The following is a 16,329-nucleotide window of genomic DNA, read 5'->3' as shown; positions in this document are numbered from 1 at the left end:
GGGCAGGCTTTGCAGGTATCTAGCTGCGTGACGTCGACGGGATCAGCAGCAGCTTTCCAGTGGTGTTGCGGCTTTCCATGTCGGCGTGTGCCTTGGCCGCATCCGCCAGGGAATAAGTGGCGCCGATGCGGACCTGCAGCTGTTTGGCCTGGATCAGCTCGAATAGCCTCTCGGTTCGCGAGCGCAGCAATTGCGGCGTGCGGATATGGTGCATGAAGGTCGCGTAACCGATCTTGATGCTCTTTGGCAGGCTCATGATATCCAGCGCGCCCGGCCCACCCAGGACCGGGCCATACCAGCAAAAGGTCCCGCAGATTCGCAGCGCGTCGAGCGAGCCCTGGAAGGTCGATGGCCCGGAACCGTCATAGACCACATGCACACCTTCACCGCCCGTCAGGCGAAGGACCTCTTGTGCAAAATCCCCCTGGCTATCGACGATCACATGGTCGGCGCCGGCCTGCTTGGCGACAGCGACTTTGTCCGGCGAGGACACTCGACCAATCACCTGTCCGCCCCTGAGCTTGATCAATTGCGTCAGCAGCAAGCCGAGGCCGCCAGCCGCGGCGTGCACCAACGCGATGTCACCCGGTTGCACGGGGTAGAACTCGGTCGCGAAGTGGTTGGCGGTCAGCCCCTGCATCATCACCGCAGCGGCGGTTCGGGCATCGATGTGGTCAGGTATCGGCACCAGCGCGGTCGCCGGAACCACCAGTTGCTCTGCGTAACTGCCCGGTGCATAAACCCAGGCCACCCGTTGTCCGGGCGCCAGGTCCAGCACTCCATCCCCCACGGCCAGGACACGGCCCGCACCTTCAGCCCCCAGGCCTCGGGGGCAGGGGGCATCACGCCATAGGTTGCCTTGCCGGGCGCCGATGTCCATGAAATTCACGCCTGCGGCATCGACTGCCACCAGGACTTCGCCTGCACCGGGCTGAGGTGCGGGCAAGTCGACGTATTCGATGACTTCAGGGCCACCCGGTTGGGTCATGACGATTGCTTTCATAGTTCGAACCTTTGTTGTTGAACGATCATTCCAGAATGGGGCAAAAAAAGGGCTCACTTAAGAGCCTTGATAGCGAGGCGCGCCAACGCGCGTAATTCGTCCGGGTCTGCACCACCGCGCGCGGCGATGCGAATCCCCGCCACATTCGCCAGCACAAACGCCACGGCATGTTTCGGATCGAGGTCGGCTGCCAGATCGCCGGCCTGTTTCGCCTCGCGAATCGTCCGCAGTAGCGCCGCGCGCAACGAGCGGCCGGCGGGTCGGCGGACTTTGATCAGCGCGTCTTCGTGATCGCTGAATTCGTTGATCGAACCCACGCCCAGACAAGGCCGACGCGCTTCCAGCACCACCCGTTCGAGCATCTGTTCCAGACCTTCGAGAGCGGTAGGGCTGCCTTGAAGCTTTTCAATGTGCGCACGGGTTTCGCCGGCGCCGTATTTTTCCAGCGCGGCGCAGTACAGCTGCCACTTGCCGCCGAAGGTGTCGTAGAGGCTTTGTTTGCCAATGCGCATGGCCGCCGTGAGCATCTGCGCCGACGTACCGGCGAAGCCATGCTCGCGAAAAACCTCGACGGCGGCGTCGAGTGCTACATCAATGTCGAATTCTTTAGGTCTGGCCATGGTGGGGGAGCTTAAGAGTATTGGAATGATCGGTCAATAATGAAATGCGCATGCCGGAAACGGTGTTATTCGCCGGAATAGGCAAAAATCCGCTTCTATCGTGCAAGAGCCTTGTGCAGGCAACCGCCATACTCAATGTTTCGTGTTTCATTCCGCGGCACGCCACTCACTCCCCGCCGCCCTCGTTTAACGCCCCACACACGGCGCCGCCAGCCGATGCCGCCCGAAACACGATGTAATGCCAAATAAAAAAACGCGGGAACCAAGCCGCGCCCGATCGGGCCTGATTCTTCAGATGTCCGCCGCCGAAGAGGCATCACCGTGATGAACCGCCTGCCAAAACGATGAGGACCACCGTTATGACCGATTCGACCGAAAAAGACCGTTCCGACTCCGCCAGCCCTGGCCAATTGTTCGAGGAGTTGGTGACCCCCTCGCGGCGCAACTTCCTGCGCACGGTGGGCATCTCCGGCATGGCCGCGGCCACCGCGCCGGTCTGGGCCCAGGCCGCTCAGTTGGCCGAGCCACTGGACGACAGCCAGAAGCCGTTGGCCAAGGGCGAGCAACGCATCACCCTGAAGGTCAATGGCCAGGCGCACACCCTTAACGTGCCGGGCAACGCCGTGTTGCTCGACGTGCTGCGTGATCGCCTGCATCTGACTGGCACCAAAAAGGGCTGTGACCACGGCCAGTGCGGCGCCTGCACCTTGCACGTCAATGGCCAGCCGGTGAACAGCTGCCTGTCGCTGGCGGCCATGCACCAGGGCGACGAGATCACCACCATTGAAGGCCTGGAACGCAACGGTCAGTTGCATCCGATCCAGGAAGCCTTCTGGGCCCACGATGCGTTCCAGTGCGGTTACTGCACCTCGGGGCAGATGATGACGGCGGCCGCGATCATCAAGGACCCGAACATCGGCGCCGACGATGCCAGCGTGCGCGAAGCCATGAGCGGCAATATCTGCCGTTGCGGCGCTTACAAGAACATCCTCGCAGCGGTGCAGGATGCGCGTAGCAAAGTGCAAGGAGCCCGCTAATGAGAGCCCTCGAATACACTCGCGCCACCAGTCCCGAACAGGCCATCGCCACCCACGCCCGCAGCGAAGCCACGGCGTTTCTGGCGGGCGGCACCACGCTGCTGGACCTGGTGAAACTCGACATCATGCAGCCCGATCGCGTGGTCGATGTGCACACCCTGGCGCTGAATCAGATTGAGACGTTGAGCGACGGCCGCACGCGGATTGGCGCCATGGTCACTAACACGCAACTGGCCCATCATCCGCGCATCAAAAAGGACTACGCGGTGTTGTCCGAGGCGCTGCTGTCCGGCGCCACCACCCAGTTGCGCAACAAGGCGACCACCGCCGGCAATGTGATGCAGCGGGTGCGCTGTAACTATTTCCGCGACGGCGTTTCCGAGTGCAACAAACGCGTGCCCGGTTCAGGTTGCGCGGCGATTGGCGGGCACAACCGCAGCGTGCACGCGGTGCTCGGCACCAGCGACCAGTGCATCGCCACGCACCCGTCGGATATGTGCGTCGCCATGGCCGCACTCGGCGCCACCGTGCAAGTGCAGGGGCCGTCGGGCAAACGTGAGATCGACTTCCTCGACTTCCACTTGCTGCCTGGCAGCACGCCGTGGAAAGAACACGCGTTGCAGCCGAACGAGCTCATCACCCATATCACCTTGAATGCGCCGCTGGCGGGCAATCGCTCGGCGTATTTGAAGCTGCGCGATCGCGCGTCCTACCAATTCGCCCTGGCCTCCAGTGCCATCGTGCTGGTGATGGACGGCCAGGTGATTCGCGAAGCGCGCATCGCCATGGGCGGCGTCGGCACTAAACCCTGGCGCGCGCTGGAGGCCGAGCATGCATTGCGCGGCGCGGCGGCCACTCAGGAAAACTTTGCCAAGGCCGCGGCACTGGCGCTGCAAGGCGCGAAACCCTATTCGCACAACGCCTACAAAATTCCGCTGGCGCAGCAGGCCATCGTGCGCAACCTCACGACACTCGGAACAGGAGCCATCGCATGAGCGACTCAAGCATCGGGGCTTCCCCACGGCGCATCGACGGGCGCTTGAAAGTCACCGGTCGCGCCCAGTACGCGGCGGACCAACATCCCAAAGACATGGTGTTTGCCTACGGTGTGTTCAGCACCGTGGCCAGCGGTTCGATCAAGTCCCTCGACATCGCCGCCGCGCGTGGTTCGACCGGGGTGATCGAGATTCTGCACCATGGCAATTTCCCCCAGGCCTTCCACACCTCGCCAGTACCGTTTTCCCTGGCCGGCGTGCTGACCGGCTCGCGCACCGATGAAAAGCGCCTGCCGTTCGAGGACGAAGTCATCCGCTACGCCGGGCAGTTCGTGGCGCTGGTGATTGCCGACACCTTCGAACATGCCCGCGAGGCGGCGTACAAGGTCAAGGTCAGCTACAACGGCAGCGCCTCGTTCGCCAATTTGCAGCAAGGGCTCAAGCAGCGAGCGCCGGCGGATGGCGGCCAAGGGCATAAGCGTGGCGACCCGGCGACGGCGTTCGACGGCGGCGCGCAGCGCGTTGATGCGACCTACACCACCCCGGTGGAAACCCATAACCCGATGGAAATGCACGCCACGGTGGCGCTGTGGGACGACGGCCGATTGATCGTCTATGAAGCCACGCAATCGGTGGTGGTGCACCGCAACACCCTGGCGCAGATCTTTGGTTTGCCGACCGAGCGGGTAGAGGTGCGGGCGCCGTTCATTGGTTCGGGTTTTGGCGGCAAGTTGTGGATCTGGCCGCACTCGGTGGCTGCCTGTGCCGCCGCCAAAGTCGTCGGCAGGCCGGTGCAACTGGTGGTGCCGCGCGCGCAAATGTTCACCACGGTCGGCCATCGCCCGGAGACCCAGCAACGCATGCGCCTGGCCGCCGATGGCCAGGGCAAACTGGTTTCCCTGCGTCATGAGTCGCTCAACACCTGCGGTTTCGGCGACCAATACGTCGAGAATTGCGGCGGCATGAGTGCCAGCCTGTATTCCTGCGCCAACGTCGAAATCACCCATGGCACCGTGCAGGTCAACCGTGGCGCGCCGACGTCCATGCGTGCGCCTGGCGCCGCGCCGGGTTTGTTTGCCCTGGAGTCGGCCATCGATGAGCTGGCGGAAAAATGCAAGATGGACCCGCTGGCGTTCCGCCAACTCAATTGGGCCGAGCAGAACGAGCAGGAGAACCTGCCGTGGTCCGGCAATCATCTGCGCGAAGCCCTGGCCCAGGGTGCCGAGCGTTTCGGTTGGGCCCAGCGCACACCGGGCATCGGCAGCATGCGGGACGGCCATGAAGTGATCGGCTACGGCATGGCGCAGTGCAACTGGGATGCCTTCCGCACCCCGGCGGAGGCACGGGTCTCGCTCAAGTCCGATGGCCGCGCCGACGTGTATTGCGGCGCCCAGGACATCGGCACCGGCACCTACACGGTGATCGCCCAGTGCGTGAGTGAACTGACCGGGTTGCCGCTGGAGCAGATCACCGTTGAGTTGGGCAATTCGTCCTACCCACCGGCGCCGGTTTCCGGCGGTTCGTGGATTACCGCCAGCGTGCTGCCGGCGGTGGCCGAGGCAACCCGCGCGGCGCTGACCCAACTGAAAAGCTTCGCCGCCAGCGCCGACGGTGGTTTTGCCAACGTCAAACCGGACACGCTCAAAGTCAGCAACGGCCAGTTGGACGACGGTTCGAAAAAACTGGCGTTCGGTGAGGTACTCAAGCGGCTGAAGGTCGCCAGCGCCGAGGGCGAAGCCCACACCGGTATGGCCGACACCGCCAAGCATGCGTTCAGTTCGTTCGGCGCGCATTTTGTCGAAGTGCGCTGGGATCCGGGCATTTCGCGCTTGCGCGTCTCGCGGGTGGTCAGTGCGATTGATGTCGGCAAAATCGTCAACGCCACCACCGCGCGCAATCAGGTCGAAGGGGCGATTGTCATGGCCATCGGCATGGCGCTGTTCGAGTCCGCCGACTTCGACGAGCGCAACGCCATGCCGGTCAACAACAACTACGCCGAGTACATGGTGCCGGTGCATGCCGACCAACCGGACATCGACGTGATTCTGCTGGATTACCCCGACTACAACCTCAACGAGTTCGGCGCTCGCGGGGTGGGCGAAATCGGCGTGACCGGGCTCGCAGCGGCAGTGGCCAACGCCGTGTATCACGCCACCGGCAAGCGCGTGCGCGACCTGCCGATCAGCCTGGAAAAACTGATGGACGACGTACCCAAGGCTATCGCCTGACCGACAACGCCCCGCCAGGTGAATCACCTGCCGGGGGCGTTTTTTCGCAGAACAGGAACGGTCGTGCATTGCTGAAAAAGCAATAGTCATTTGTCTTTCCAATGGATTGTGGCTAATCCGACACGGGTCTAGCATCGCCACCCATAGACCCACTGCCACTTTCTTTCCCTTACATTCTGGATATCCCATGACGAATTTATTCGAAGCTTTCCCGTTGGGCGGCGCCACCCTGCAAAACCGTATTGTCATGGCGCCGTTGACCCGCTCCCGCGCCCCGGATGACGTGGCCAGCGAACGCATCGCGCTGTATTACGCACAACGCGCCACCGCCGGTTTGATCGTCAGCGAAGGCACGCCGATTTCCCGCGAAGGCCAGGGCTACCTGTTCAACCCAGGGATCTACACCCCTGAGCAAATCGCCGGTTGGCGTCTGGTCACCGATTCGGTGCACGCGGCGGGCGGCAAAATGTTCGCGCAAATCTGGCACGTCGGTCGGGTCTCGCATCCGTCGATCCAGAACGGCGGGCAACTGCCGGTCAGTGCCTCGACCAAGCAACCGGTAGGCGCCACCGCGTTTGGCTACGGCGCCAACGGCACGCCAGCCCTGGTCGAGCCGCCAGCCCCGCGTCAACTGAGCACCGCCGAGGTTGCCCGTGTGGTGGGTGAATTCGCCCAAGCCGCGCAGAACGCCATCGAGGCCGGTTTCGATGGCGTGGAAATTCACGGTGCCAACGGCTACTTGCACGAGCAGTTTTTGAATCCATTGGTCAACGACCGCACCGACCAGTATTCGGCGGGCGAGTTGGCCAATCGGTTGCGCTTCACCCTGGAGGTGATCGACGCGGTGGTCGCGCGCATCGGCGCTGATCGGGTTGGCATTCGCGTTTCGCCATACGGCCAGTTGTTCGACATGCCGCTGTACGAGCAGATCGATGAAACCTACACCGCGCTGGCCGCCGAAATCGGCGCGCGCAAACTGGCGTATGTGCATGTCATGGACCAATCGGGTTTCCCGGCGCCCGGCACGGTAGAAAGCGGCGGCGGCCCGAAAGCGGCGTTCCTCAATCTGCTCTCGGCGATGAAAGCCAAACTGCCGGAGACCGCGTTGATTCTGGCCGGCGGCATGAGCCGCATCCGCGCCGAGGAGATGATCAACGACGGCGTGATTGACCTGGCCGCGTTCGGCACCGCTTACATCAGCAACCCGGACCTGGTGGCGCGCCTGAAACACAACTGGCCGCTGGCCGAGGCCAACCGCGCCACTTTCTACGGCGGCGGCGCCGAAGGCTACATCGACTACGCCCCGCATCAGGGCTGAGATCGATAACGGGAAATGCGCCACGGCTCACTGTATCCTCGGGGTTTCAGTGTTCTGTGGCGGAGTTTTTCATGCATCTCAAAGCGCATCGCTACTTCGCCATGGTCGCCGTCACCGGCAGCTTCTCGGCAACGGCGCGGCACTTCCAGGTTCCGGCGTCGTCAGTGTCGCGCTTCATCGCGGCGCTGGAGCGGGAGGTCGGCCAGCAGTTGCTGTACCGCAACACCCGCGCGGTCAAACTGACCGATGCGGGCGAACGGTACTACGCCAGCATTCGCGAAGTGCTGGAGCTGCTGGACACCGCCGACGAAGAAATCACCGGCAAAAGCGGCGCCGTGCGCGGCCTGGTGCGCATCAATGCGCCCATCGCCTTCGGCAGCCTGCACATCGTCAAACTGCTCAATGGCCTGTACGACCAGTACCCGGAACTGACCGTGGAACTGATCGTCACCGACGCCTTCGTCGACCCAATCCAGGAAGGCGCCGACATCACCTTCCGCGTCGGACACCTGGAAGATTCGGGCTTGATCGGCCGCAAAATCTGCGACCAGCAATACGTCTTGGCCGCCAGCGCCGACTACGTGCAAAAACACGGCAAACCGCAGTCACCGCAAGACCTGCAACAACACGCCTGCCTGGTTTACAAAGGCAGCGGCGGGGCGCAACGCTGGTACTTCCGTGCGCCGGGCAGCGACACCGTGCAAATCATCGAAGTCCACGGCCCGCTGCGCAGCAACAACGGCCAGGCCCTGCTGGCCGCTGCCCTGGCCGGCCGCGGCATCGTGTTCTTCCCGTCGTGGCTGTTCAACCGCGACAGCTTCGTCAACAAACACCTCATCCGCCTCCTGCCCGAATGGCAAGGCTCGGTGGAACAATCTCCCAGCCAGATCCACCTCATCTCCCCGGAAAACCGCCTGCGTTCGCAGAAGGTTCGGGTGGTGTGGGATTACTTTCTGGCGGCGATTGGGTCGCCGCCGTATTGGGATGATTTGGGGGAGGGCGATTCGTAGAAACGGGCCAGGATGCTACGCAGCGCCCTGACAGCTGAGCATCTTAATCCCACAGCCTCTCCCCTCACCACAGAATGGAAGTGCGACGCGAGATCGGTGTGCAGGGTTTTGTGGAGTCTGGGGCAAGAAGATGGCGACCGGGTGTGCCATCGGTATTAGTGCAGTGAGGGAGCAAGCCCCCTCACTGCCGCGCCCGGCTGCTATCCAGGCTTGTGGTGATCCAGTACGTGGTTGACCGCTGACTCACTCAACAGGATGACCTGTTGCAGCATCAGCAACCGTTTACGTTGCGGGCCGTCCATTGAGTCGGCGATATCACCGGCCATGACGCTGGCTGCGCCCAGCGATTCACAGAGGTGAACGAGCAACGTTTCGTCATTCACCGCCGGGTCGACGATGAACAGGTTGCCGGGCTGCCGGGGCGGTATCTGCGTTTTCGTCGCCCCGGGGTTGAGGTAAAGGTTGAGCGCGCGATCGGCCGACGCTTTCAGTTTCTTGGGATCAAGATCGAAAGAGGCGTCGTAGGGCACTGGATCTGTGTAGGGGGGGTTGGGCGTTACTTTGAACATAGGGACTTTCTCCAGTAAGGCTGCAACCGACTCGCTACTAATACGAGAGGGTGGCGGCTGTGCACAGGTTAGTAGACCGGCAAAGTCACCTAAAACCCGGCGCGCCCAAGGGCGCCCTGTACACAACCACCATTTAATGCAGGCGATACCTGACTGGATGGCACTTGTACAACCGAAGGTGATTGCCGAGCTACTAAACCCGCTCACTGATGTGCAGTGACGGAACAAAGTTACCGGCGAGCCCCAAGGCAGACAAGCCAGCGGATTCTGGCGTGCGCGTAGGTAACGGCGCAAGGTCTTGTAGCCGCTTATGACGTAACACTGAGTGTCTTTAAACGCTTGGGAGGAATGGTTAAACGCTGCGACGGTCACCGATTGCAGTGACTGATTGGGGGCCGCTGCGCGGCCCAACGGGGGCAAGCCCCTCACCACAGAGTGCGGGTGTGACGCGAGATAGGTGCACAAGCCCCCTCACCACAGGAGCGTGGTGTCACAGGGGGGCGGGGTGGCTGAGCCGTTAGTGTGTTGCGCAGCGCTCGTTTTACCCGCGCGTTGTTAGACCTGCGTGCCAGCCCCGCCATTGAACAGCGCTTGCTGCATCGCCTGGGGCGGTTGGCCGAAGGCGCGGAGGAAGGCTTGGCGCATGCGTTCGCGGTCGCCGAAGCCGGTTTCCCTGGCGATGACTTCGACGGGGTGGCGGCTGGTTTCCATCATGATTCGGGCGGCTTCGACGCGCAGGGCTTCGATGGCTTTGGCCGGGGTTTGCCCGGTTTCTTCGCGGAACACGCGGCTGAACTGGCGCGGGCTGAGGCGCGCGACGGCGGCGAGGGCGTCCACCGAGAGGTCGTCGGTGAGGTTTTCTCGTGCGTAGGCCATCGCCAGTTGCACGCGGTCGGATTTCGGGTCCAGTTCCAACAGCGCCGACAGTTGCGATTGCTCGCTGCCACGCCGTTGGTAAATCACCAGTTTGCGCGCGATGCGGCGTGCGAGGTCGCTGCCGAAGTCGTTCTCGACCATGGCCAGCGCCAGGTCGACCCCGGCGCTCATGCCGGCACCGGTCCACACCTGGCCGTCGACCAGAAACAGTTTGTCTTCTTCCATCTGAATGTGCGGATGGCGCTTCTTGAAGGCCGGTGCATGCAGCCAATGAGTGGTGGTGCGTTTGCCCTCCAGCAAACCCGCTTCGGCGAGTACGAAGATCCCGGTGCACAGCGAGACGATGCGCCGCGACTGCGCGGAAGCGGCTTTGACGAATTCCAGCAAGTTGGTTTCCGGCGCGTGGTATTCGAGGTAGCCGCTGACGATGACGGTGTCGTAGCCCTCGGCCCTCATCGAGGTGCTGTTGACCGAAAAACCCAGGGACGACATCACCGCGCCGCCGGTTTCCGAGACCAGGTGAAAGTCGTAAGCCGGCTCGCCGAGCATCAGGTTGGCGCATTCGAACACCGAGCCGAGGGACAGGCTGAGTGATTGGAAATTCGGGTAAACCACTAATGCAACGCTGTGCATTACATCTCTCTCCAGAACGGTGATGGCTGGGCGATTGTCGGGGTTGTTTCGGTAAACGGCAACGTACTTTCAGATAAAAACGGACATCGGCGATTGAATGTCCGGAATCCTTGCGGATTTGACATTGTGGATGTTCAGGGTGGCTCATAAGATTCATTCCAACGAGCTAGACGACTGGTCTACTCAGACCGTTGGAGTTGACGATGATCGCAACTAAAAGTGTAAGGCAGAACATTCTGGATGCCGCCCAATTGATTGTGAGTAATAAAGGATTTTCCGCCGTCGGTTTGAATGAAGTGTTGCAGGCTGCCGATGTACCGAAAGGTTCTTTTTATCATTACTTCGGTTCCAAAGATGCTTTTGGCGTGGCGCTGCTGGATCACTATTTCGATGGTTATCTGGAAGACATGCGGCAGATTTTCCAGCAACACGGCGTGTCGGAAAGTCAGAAGTTGATGAACTACTGGCAGCGCTGGATCGCCAACCAGACCTTGCTGACCGATTCGGGCAAATGCCTGGCGGTGAAGCTGGGCGCCGAGGTCACCGACCTCTCGGAACCCATGCGCGCTGCGCTGGATCGCGGCACGTCGCAGATCATTGGCTTGCTCGCCGAGGCCCTGGCTCGCGGCGTCGCTGAGGGCTCGGTGACCCTCGATGATCAACCTGGCGCTGTTGCGCTGCGACTTTACGCCTTGTGGCTGGGGGCGAGTGTCATGGCCAAGATCACCCGGACGAGCGTGTCATTCGACGAAGCCATGTTGATGACGCGCAGGACGGTGGGAGGTGCCGATCACCACTGAAATCACAACTTTACGCAACACGTCTAATTAGCAGCGCCACTTAACGCTTGAATATAACTGACTCACTATCCTGTAAATCCTGGAGATATTGTCATGCCTACTGCATCCCGTCATCTTGTGTCGAATAACATCTTTGATGGCCCTTACTACTTGAGCATCGCCGGTAAGTTGGTTGAAACCAAAGATACTTTCGAAGTGTTTAACCCGGCCACTGCCACCGTACTCGCTAATGCGCCCGCCGGTACGGCTGAGCAACTTGATGAAGCCGTGGCCTCCGCGAAAAAAGCCTTTAAAAGTTGGTCGGTGCTGACTTATGACCAGCGTCAGACGTATTTGAATGCTTTTGCCGATGCCCTTGAAGTTCATCGCGACGAATTGTCCCGTTTGCTGACGTTGGAGCAAGGCAAGCCGCTGAAGACCGGCGCCGAACCGGAAGTCGATCAGTCGATTTCCTGGATTCGCCAGATCGCTGCCCGGCGGATTCCGGTGGAAATTATTGAAGACACCGACAGCCACACCGTCGAACTGCATCACACCCCGCTGGGCGTGGTCGGCGCGATCACCCCGTGGAACTTCCCGGTACTGCTGGCGCTGTGGAAAGTCGCGCCGGCGTTGCTGACCGGCAACACCATGGTCATCAAGCCGTCGCCGTTCACCCCGCTGACTACCTTGCGTTTCGGTCAGATCGCGCAATCGGTATTTCCTGCCGGCGTGTTGTCGATCGTCTCCGGCGGCAACGAGCTGGGCCCGCAAATGACCGCTCACCCGGACATCGCCAAGATCAGCTTCACCGGCTCCACCGAAACCGGCAAACACGTCATCCGTTCCGCCGCCGGCACCGTCAAGCGCCTGACTCTGGAAATGGGCGGCAACGACGCCGCCATCGTGCTGCCCGATGCTGACTGGCAAGCAGCGATCCCGCAGCTGTTCTGGGGAGCGATCGGTAACTCCGGGCAGTGGTGCGTCGGCACCAAACGCCTGTATATCCACCGTTCGTTTCATCGTGAGTTCGTCGACGCCTTTGTTGCTTATGCCCGCGAGCAGAAGCTGGGCGATGGCCTGGAACCGAGCGTCACCGTTGGCCCGGTGCAAAACAAGATGCAATTCGACAAGGTCCGCACCTTCCTCGACGACATCAAGGCCAACGGCCAGAAAATCGTGCTGGGTGGCGACGTCGACGAGAGCCGCGCCGGTTATTTCATCCCGGTGACCGTGGTGGATAACCCGCCGGAAAATTCGAAGATCGTCCAGGAAGAGCAGTTTGGCCCGATCGTGCCGATCATCGTTTATGACGATGTCGACGATGTGGTCGAGCGTGCCAACGACAGCCCGTTCGGCCTCGGCGGCTCGGTGTGGGGGCGTGACACCCAGGCAGCGGTGGCGGTGGCCAATCGCTTGGAGACCGGCATGGTGTGGGTCAACGAGATGCACACCCAAGGCGTGGACATTCCGTTCGGTGGCCACAAGCAGTCCGGTGTGGGCACCGAAGGCGGGCATGAAGGCCGCCTGCTGTTCACCAACCCGAAAACCGTGCTGATCAAGAAGTAAGTCCTGCTGCGGCCCCTGCTTCCGGGGGCCGCGCATTTTTTCCAAGTCTTTGCAGGCCTGCCTCATGTGCAGGGGCCCGGGCTTTTTATTTTTTCTTTATTGGGAGTTATCGACATGAACCATCAAGCGCCGTTTACCCCTGTTCAATTGGGTGGCCTCAACCTGAAAAACCGCATCGTGTTTCCGCCGCTGACCCGTCAGCGCAGTGCGCAACCGGGTGATGTGGCCTCGGACCTGATGTCGGTTTATTACCGTCAGCGCGCCTCGGCGGGTTTCATGGTCAGCGAAGGCACACAGATCGAACCCCGTGGCCAGGGCTACGCCTGGACGCCCGGCATCTACACCCCGGCGCAGGTCGAGGGTTGGCGCAAAGTCACCGACGCGGTGCACGCCGATGGCGGGGTGATCTTCGCCCAGCTGTGGCACGTCGGGCGGATTTCCCACCACGCCTTGCAGCCTGACGGTCAGCCGCCCGTCGCGCCATCGGCGATCCAGGCCGGCAATGCCAAAGCCTTTATCGAGACCGGCGCCGGCACCGGCGAACTGGTTGCGCCGTCCATGCCGCGCGCGCTGAGCGTGGCCGAAATCAAGGAACTGGTCGGCCTCTATGCCACCGCCGCGCGTAATGCGATCGATGCCGGGTTCGACGGTGTGGAGATCCACGCGGCGAACGGCTATTTGATCAATCAGTTCATCTCCGAGCACGCCAACCAGCGCGATGACCACTACGGTGGTTCGCTGGAAAACCGCCTGCGGTTTTTGCGTGAAGTGGTCGAGGCGGTTGTTGCGGTGGTCGGCCCGGATCGCCTGGGCGTGCGCTTCACGCCGCTGTTCACCAGCACCGACCAGGAGCGGGTGTACATCGGCCTGGTGGAGAAAGATCCGCACCAGACTTACATCGAAGCGATCAAGGTGTTGGAAGCATCGGGCATCGCCTACGTCTCGATTGCCGAAGCGGACTGGGACAACGCTCCCGACTTGCCCGAGCAGTTCCGCCGTGATGTGCGCAGCACCTTCAGTGGCCGGATCATCTACGCCGGCCGCTACACCGCCGAGCGCGGCGCGCGGCTGATTGAAGCGGGCCTGGCGGACCTGGTCGCGTTTGGCCGGCCGTTCATTGCCAACCCGGATTTGCCGGCGCGAATCGTCAATGGCTGGCCGCTCAACCCGCTGAATGCCGCCTCGCTATACGGCGGTGCCGAGGCCGGATTCACTGATTATCCGGTCTACGCCGGCTGACCACCGACCTGCTGGCCGGACCCCGCGCGACGCGGGTCCGGCCAGCCCTGGAGGATGAACCATGTTAGCCAACTCTCAGATTCCGCTGGCCGAACCGTTACCGGTGACCGCTCTTGAATCCGCGCCGCACTTGCGCCTGTGCGAGCCCGTAAGCCCGCCGCAGAAAACCCCATCGTTGCTGCTCGCGATCATCTGCATCGTGCTGGTGGCGCTGACCTTGCGCCCGGCGATTGTCTCGGTCGGGCCGTTGTTGCCGGGCATCATCGCCGACTTCGGTCTGTCCCACACCCAGGCCTCATTGCTGACCGCCATCCCCACACTGCTGATGGGCTTGATGGCGCTGCCGACGCCGTGGCTGGCGCGACGATTCGGCCGCGACCGAGTGATCCTCATCGCGCTGCTGGTGCTGCTGGCCACCACCGGATTACGCGCGGTCGCCGGCTCGATCTCCGGGCTGTTCCTGACCACCGTCGGCATCGGTGCCGGGATTGCCGTGGCGGGGGCCTTGCTGGCTGGGTTCGTCAAAGGCCATTACCCGAAGCAAGCGGCGTTGCTGATGAGCCTCTACGCCACTGCACTGGCATTGGGCAGCACGATTGCCGCCGCCGTCACCGGGCCGGTGGCCGAAGCGACCGCGAGCTGGCGCCTGGGGGCGAGCGTGTGGATGTTGCCGGTGGTGATTGCCATCGCCGCCTGGTGGTTGGTCGAACGGCATTTCCGCACGGCGGCGCAGGGCAAGGTGTCGGCCCGGCGGTATGCAATGCCCTTGGGCAACCGCACGGCGTGGTTGATCGCGTTGTTCTTCGCCTGCAACAACATTGTGTTCTACGCGTTCATCTCGTGGACCGCGCCGATGTTCGTGGAATACGGCCGGCTCCCGACCACGGCCGGGCTGATCCTGGCGAGTTTTACCCTGGCGTTCATGATCTCCAATCCACTGTTCGGCGTGCTCAGTCGCCATGAAGACCGGCGCGTGGCATTGGCGGTGAGTTCGGCGATTGCCTTGCTCGGCACGCTGTCCCTGGCCGTTGCCCCCAACGCAATGCCGTTCGTTTCGATACCGCTGGTGGCGTTCGGCACGGGTGGCGCGTTCACCCTGGCCATGACCCTGCCGTTGGACAACACTGAAAACGCCGATGAAGCGAATGCCTGGAATGCCTTTGTGTTGCTGGTCAGCTACGTGGTCGCGGCCTCTGGGCCGTTGTTGATGGGTTATCTGCGGGACTTGACCGGTGGCTTTCATCTGTCGCTGTGGCTGATGGTCGGGGTGAGTGTGGTGATGCTGGGGACCACGCCGTTTCTCAAGCCTCACCGCCGTGGTGCTGAGCTTGGCTGAGCAAGCACGACATTAGCTGCAACAATTAAACGCTGAAGACCCGGTGGTCCAGACATCCGTGAAAAGCTAAGTTGGCTGTGCAAGATTTTGTAACGAGTTGTCCAGGTTCCGACCTAGATAATCTCGTTTTCACGCGCGGCTCCCGATCCACCTCATCAGCCGAAACGGCAGGCAAACCATGTCAGATGAACCTCAAGCAGCGATCCGCCGCCTGGCGCCATTGATCGAGCGCCAGGCGGCGCGTTATGGCCTCTACACGCCCATCGAAGGCCTGATGGTGTCGCGCTTTTTCAGCCCCAGCGAACCTATCGCCACCGTGCAACGGCCGGTGTACAGCGTGATCGTGCAAGGCATGAAAGAGGCGATGCTGGGGGATCGGCTGATTCGCTACCGCGCGGGGGAATCCTTGATTGCCGGGGTCGACTTGCCCGTGACTTCACGGATTGTCGAAGCGACCAGCCAGACGCCGTATCTGTCGGTGAGTTTTGAACTTGACCACGCCACGGTGCTGGAGCTACTCGGCGAGCATCCCACCGAGCACTCGCCCGGACAACCGGTGGTGCCGTTCGAGATCAGTGAGTTCGATACGCGCCTGGCCGATCCGCTGGCGCGTTTGTTGGAGTTGCTGGATCACCCCAACGACATCCCGGTGCTGATGCCACTGATTCGCCGCGAGATTATCTGGCGCCTGTTGCAAGGGCCGTTCGCGCCGGTGCTTCGGCAATTGGCCTGGCCGGATGGCAACGTCGCGCGCATCGCTCGCGCCACTAACTGGATCCGCGACAATTTCGCCAAGCCGTTGCGGGTCGCGGAACTGGCGGATTTTGTCAGCATGAGCGCGCCGAGCCTTCACCGGCATTTCAAGACGATTACCACGGTCTCGCCGCTGCAATTCCAGAAACAGGTACGCCTGCACATGGCACGTCGACGCTTGCTGGCGTCGGAGGGGATTGGGCTGGTGGCGTATGACGTTGGCTATGAAAGCCTGTCGCAATTCAACCGCGATTACCGCAAGTTATACGGCCTGTCGCCCAGTCAGGACGTGATCCGCGTGCGCCAGGACCTGCAAGCGCCTCAGCCGCAAGTGGCGCGCTGAGGGCTTGGGTTGCCGGGCAGA

General features: G+C 62.0%; 14 protein-coding genes. 10 read left to right on the top strand and 4 right to left on the bottom strand.

Annotated features, from left to right (window positions below):
• Nucleotides 1-19: 19 nt before the first annotated feature.
• Together RG836_RS20185 and RG836_RS20180 are read right to left on the bottom strand one after the other, a co-directional pair.
• A complete protein-coding gene (locus RG836_RS20185; RefSeq protein ID WP_310848829.1) occupies nt 20-1,003 on the bottom strand; it encodes a quinone oxidoreductase family protein in 984 nt (327 codons plus the stop codon).
• Between the two features lie 53 nt (nt 1,004-1,056).
• The gene (locus tag RG836_RS20180; protein WP_310848827.1) at nt 1,057-1,623 is read right to left on the bottom strand and encodes a TetR/AcrR family transcriptional regulator; all 567 of its coding nucleotides are present in this window, start codon (nt 1,621-1,623) and stop codon (nt 1,057-1,059) included.
• Nucleotides 1,624-1,982: 359 nt separating this feature from the next.
• On the opposite strand from RG836_RS20180, the gene RG836_RS20175 reads away from it, so the two are divergent.
• From RG836_RS20175 to RG836_RS20155, 5 genes are all read left to right on the top strand, one after another.
• The gene (locus RG836_RS20175) at nt 1,983-2,660 is read left to right on the top strand and encodes a (2Fe-2S)-binding protein (RefSeq protein ID WP_310848825.1); all 678 of its coding nucleotides are present in this window, start codon (nt 1,983-1,985) and stop codon (nt 2,658-2,660) included.
• A complete protein-coding gene (locus tag RG836_RS20170; protein ID WP_310848823.1) occupies nt 2,660-3,655 on the top strand; it encodes an FAD binding domain-containing protein in 996 nt (331 codons plus the stop codon). The genes RG836_RS20175 and RG836_RS20170 overlap by 1 nt, the downstream gene beginning before the upstream one ends.
• A complete protein-coding gene (locus tag RG836_RS20165) occupies nt 3,652-5,883 on the top strand; it encodes a xanthine dehydrogenase family protein molybdopterin-binding subunit (protein ID WP_310848821.1) in 2,232 nt (743 codons plus the stop codon). Before RG836_RS20170 ends, RG836_RS20165 begins: the two co-directional genes overlap by 4 nt.
• A gap of 187 nt (nt 5,884-6,070) precedes the next feature.
• Nucleotides 6,071-7,201: an alkene reductase gene (locus RG836_RS20160; protein WP_310848820.1), complete on the top strand. Its 1,131-nt coding sequence runs from the start codon at nt 6,071-6,073 to the stop codon at nt 7,199-7,201.
• 71 nt (nt 7,202-7,272) lie between these two features.
• On the top strand, nt 7,273-8,211 hold the full coding sequence (locus RG836_RS20155; protein WP_310848818.1) for a LysR family transcriptional regulator: 939 nt from the start codon (nt 7,273-7,275) through the stop codon (nt 8,209-8,211).
• A gap of 200 nt (nt 8,212-8,411) precedes the next feature.
• On the opposite strand, the gene RG836_RS20150 is transcribed toward RG836_RS20155, so the two are convergent.
• Nucleotides 8,412-8,780, bottom strand: coding sequence for a DUF6124 family protein (locus tag RG836_RS20150; RefSeq protein WP_310848816.1), 369 nt, complete (start codon nt 8,778-8,780; stop codon nt 8,412-8,414).
• Nucleotides 8,781-9,335: 555 nt separating this feature from the next.
• On the bottom strand, nt 9,336-10,289 hold the full coding sequence (locus tag RG836_RS20145) for a GlxA family transcriptional regulator (RefSeq protein ID WP_310848814.1): 954 nt from the start codon (nt 10,287-10,289) through the stop codon (nt 9,336-9,338).
• Nucleotides 10,290-10,492: 203 nt separating this feature from the next.
• On the opposite strand from RG836_RS20145, the gene RG836_RS20140 reads away from it, so the two are divergent.
• From RG836_RS20140 to RG836_RS20120, 5 genes are all read left to right on the top strand, one after another.
• A complete protein-coding gene (locus RG836_RS20140) occupies nt 10,493-11,089 on the top strand; it encodes a TetR/AcrR family transcriptional regulator (protein WP_310848812.1) in 597 nt (198 codons plus the stop codon).
• Between the two features lie 93 nt (nt 11,090-11,182).
• Nucleotides 11,183-12,637 (top strand): aldehyde dehydrogenase family protein, encoded by a 1,455-nt coding sequence (locus tag RG836_RS20135; RefSeq protein WP_310848811.1) that lies wholly within the window; start codon nt 11,183-11,185, stop codon nt 12,635-12,637.
• 114 nt (nt 12,638-12,751) lie between these two features.
• Nucleotides 12,752-13,876, top strand: coding sequence for an alkene reductase (locus RG836_RS20130; protein WP_310848809.1), 1,125 nt, complete (start codon nt 12,752-12,754; stop codon nt 13,874-13,876).
• A 61-nt stretch (nt 13,877-13,937) separates the two neighbouring features.
• On the top strand, nt 13,938-15,212 hold the full coding sequence (locus tag RG836_RS20125; RefSeq protein WP_310848807.1) for an MFS transporter: 1,275 nt from the start codon (nt 13,938-13,940) through the stop codon (nt 15,210-15,212).
• Between the two features lie 178 nt (nt 15,213-15,390).
• A complete protein-coding gene (locus RG836_RS20120; protein WP_310848805.1) occupies nt 15,391-16,308 on the top strand; it encodes an AraC family transcriptional regulator in 918 nt (305 codons plus the stop codon).
• The last annotated feature ends 21 nt before the right edge of the window (nt 16,309-16,329 follow it).

This window comes from Pseudomonas rhizozeae, assembly GCF_031583775.1.
GTDB lineage: Bacteria > Pseudomonadota > Gammaproteobacteria > Pseudomonadales > Pseudomonadaceae > Aquipseudomonas.
This window is presented reverse-complemented; position numbering and strand designations above follow the sequence as displayed.

What these genes read in the sequence shown, in the direction of transcription:
- RG836_RS20185 (WP_310848829.1), bottom strand. Translation starts at nt 1,003, where the DNA reads ATGAAAGCAATCGTCATGACCCAACCGGGTGGCCCTGAAGTCATCGAA.
- RG836_RS20180 (WP_310848827.1), bottom strand. Translation starts at nt 1,623, where the DNA reads ATGGCCAGACCTAAAGAATTCGACATTGATGTAGCACTCGACGCCGCC.
- RG836_RS20175 (WP_310848825.1), top strand. Translation starts at nt 1,983, where the DNA reads ATGACCGATTCGACCGAAAAAGACCGTTCCGACTCCGCCAGCCCTGGC.
- RG836_RS20170 (WP_310848823.1), top strand. Translation starts at nt 2,660, where the DNA reads ATGAGAGCCCTCGAATACACTCGCGCCACCAGTCCCGAACAGGCCATC.
- RG836_RS20165 (WP_310848821.1), top strand. Translation starts at nt 3,652, where the DNA reads ATGAGCGACTCAAGCATCGGGGCTTCCCCACGGCGCATCGACGGGCGC.
- RG836_RS20160 (WP_310848820.1), top strand. Translation starts at nt 6,071, where the DNA reads ATGACGAATTTATTCGAAGCTTTCCCGTTGGGCGGCGCCACCCTGCAA.
- RG836_RS20155 (WP_310848818.1), top strand. Translation starts at nt 7,273, where the DNA reads ATGCATCTCAAAGCGCATCGCTACTTCGCCATGGTCGCCGTCACCGGC.
- RG836_RS20150 (WP_310848816.1), bottom strand. Translation starts at nt 8,780, where the DNA reads ATGTTCAAAGTAACGCCCAACCCCCCCTACACAGATCCAGTGCCCTAC.
- RG836_RS20145 (WP_310848814.1), bottom strand. Translation starts at nt 10,289, where the DNA reads ATGCACAGCGTTGCATTAGTGGTTTACCCGAATTTCCAATCACTCAGC.
- RG836_RS20140 (WP_310848812.1), top strand. Translation starts at nt 10,493, where the DNA reads ATGATCGCAACTAAAAGTGTAAGGCAGAACATTCTGGATGCCGCCCAA.
- RG836_RS20135 (WP_310848811.1), top strand. Translation starts at nt 11,183, where the DNA reads ATGCCTACTGCATCCCGTCATCTTGTGTCGAATAACATCTTTGATGGC.
- RG836_RS20130 (WP_310848809.1), top strand. Translation starts at nt 12,752, where the DNA reads ATGAACCATCAAGCGCCGTTTACCCCTGTTCAATTGGGTGGCCTCAAC.
- RG836_RS20125 (WP_310848807.1), top strand. Translation starts at nt 13,938, where the DNA reads ATGTTAGCCAACTCTCAGATTCCGCTGGCCGAACCGTTACCGGTGACC.
- RG836_RS20120 (WP_310848805.1), top strand. Translation starts at nt 15,391, where the DNA reads ATGTCAGATGAACCTCAAGCAGCGATCCGCCGCCTGGCGCCATTGATC.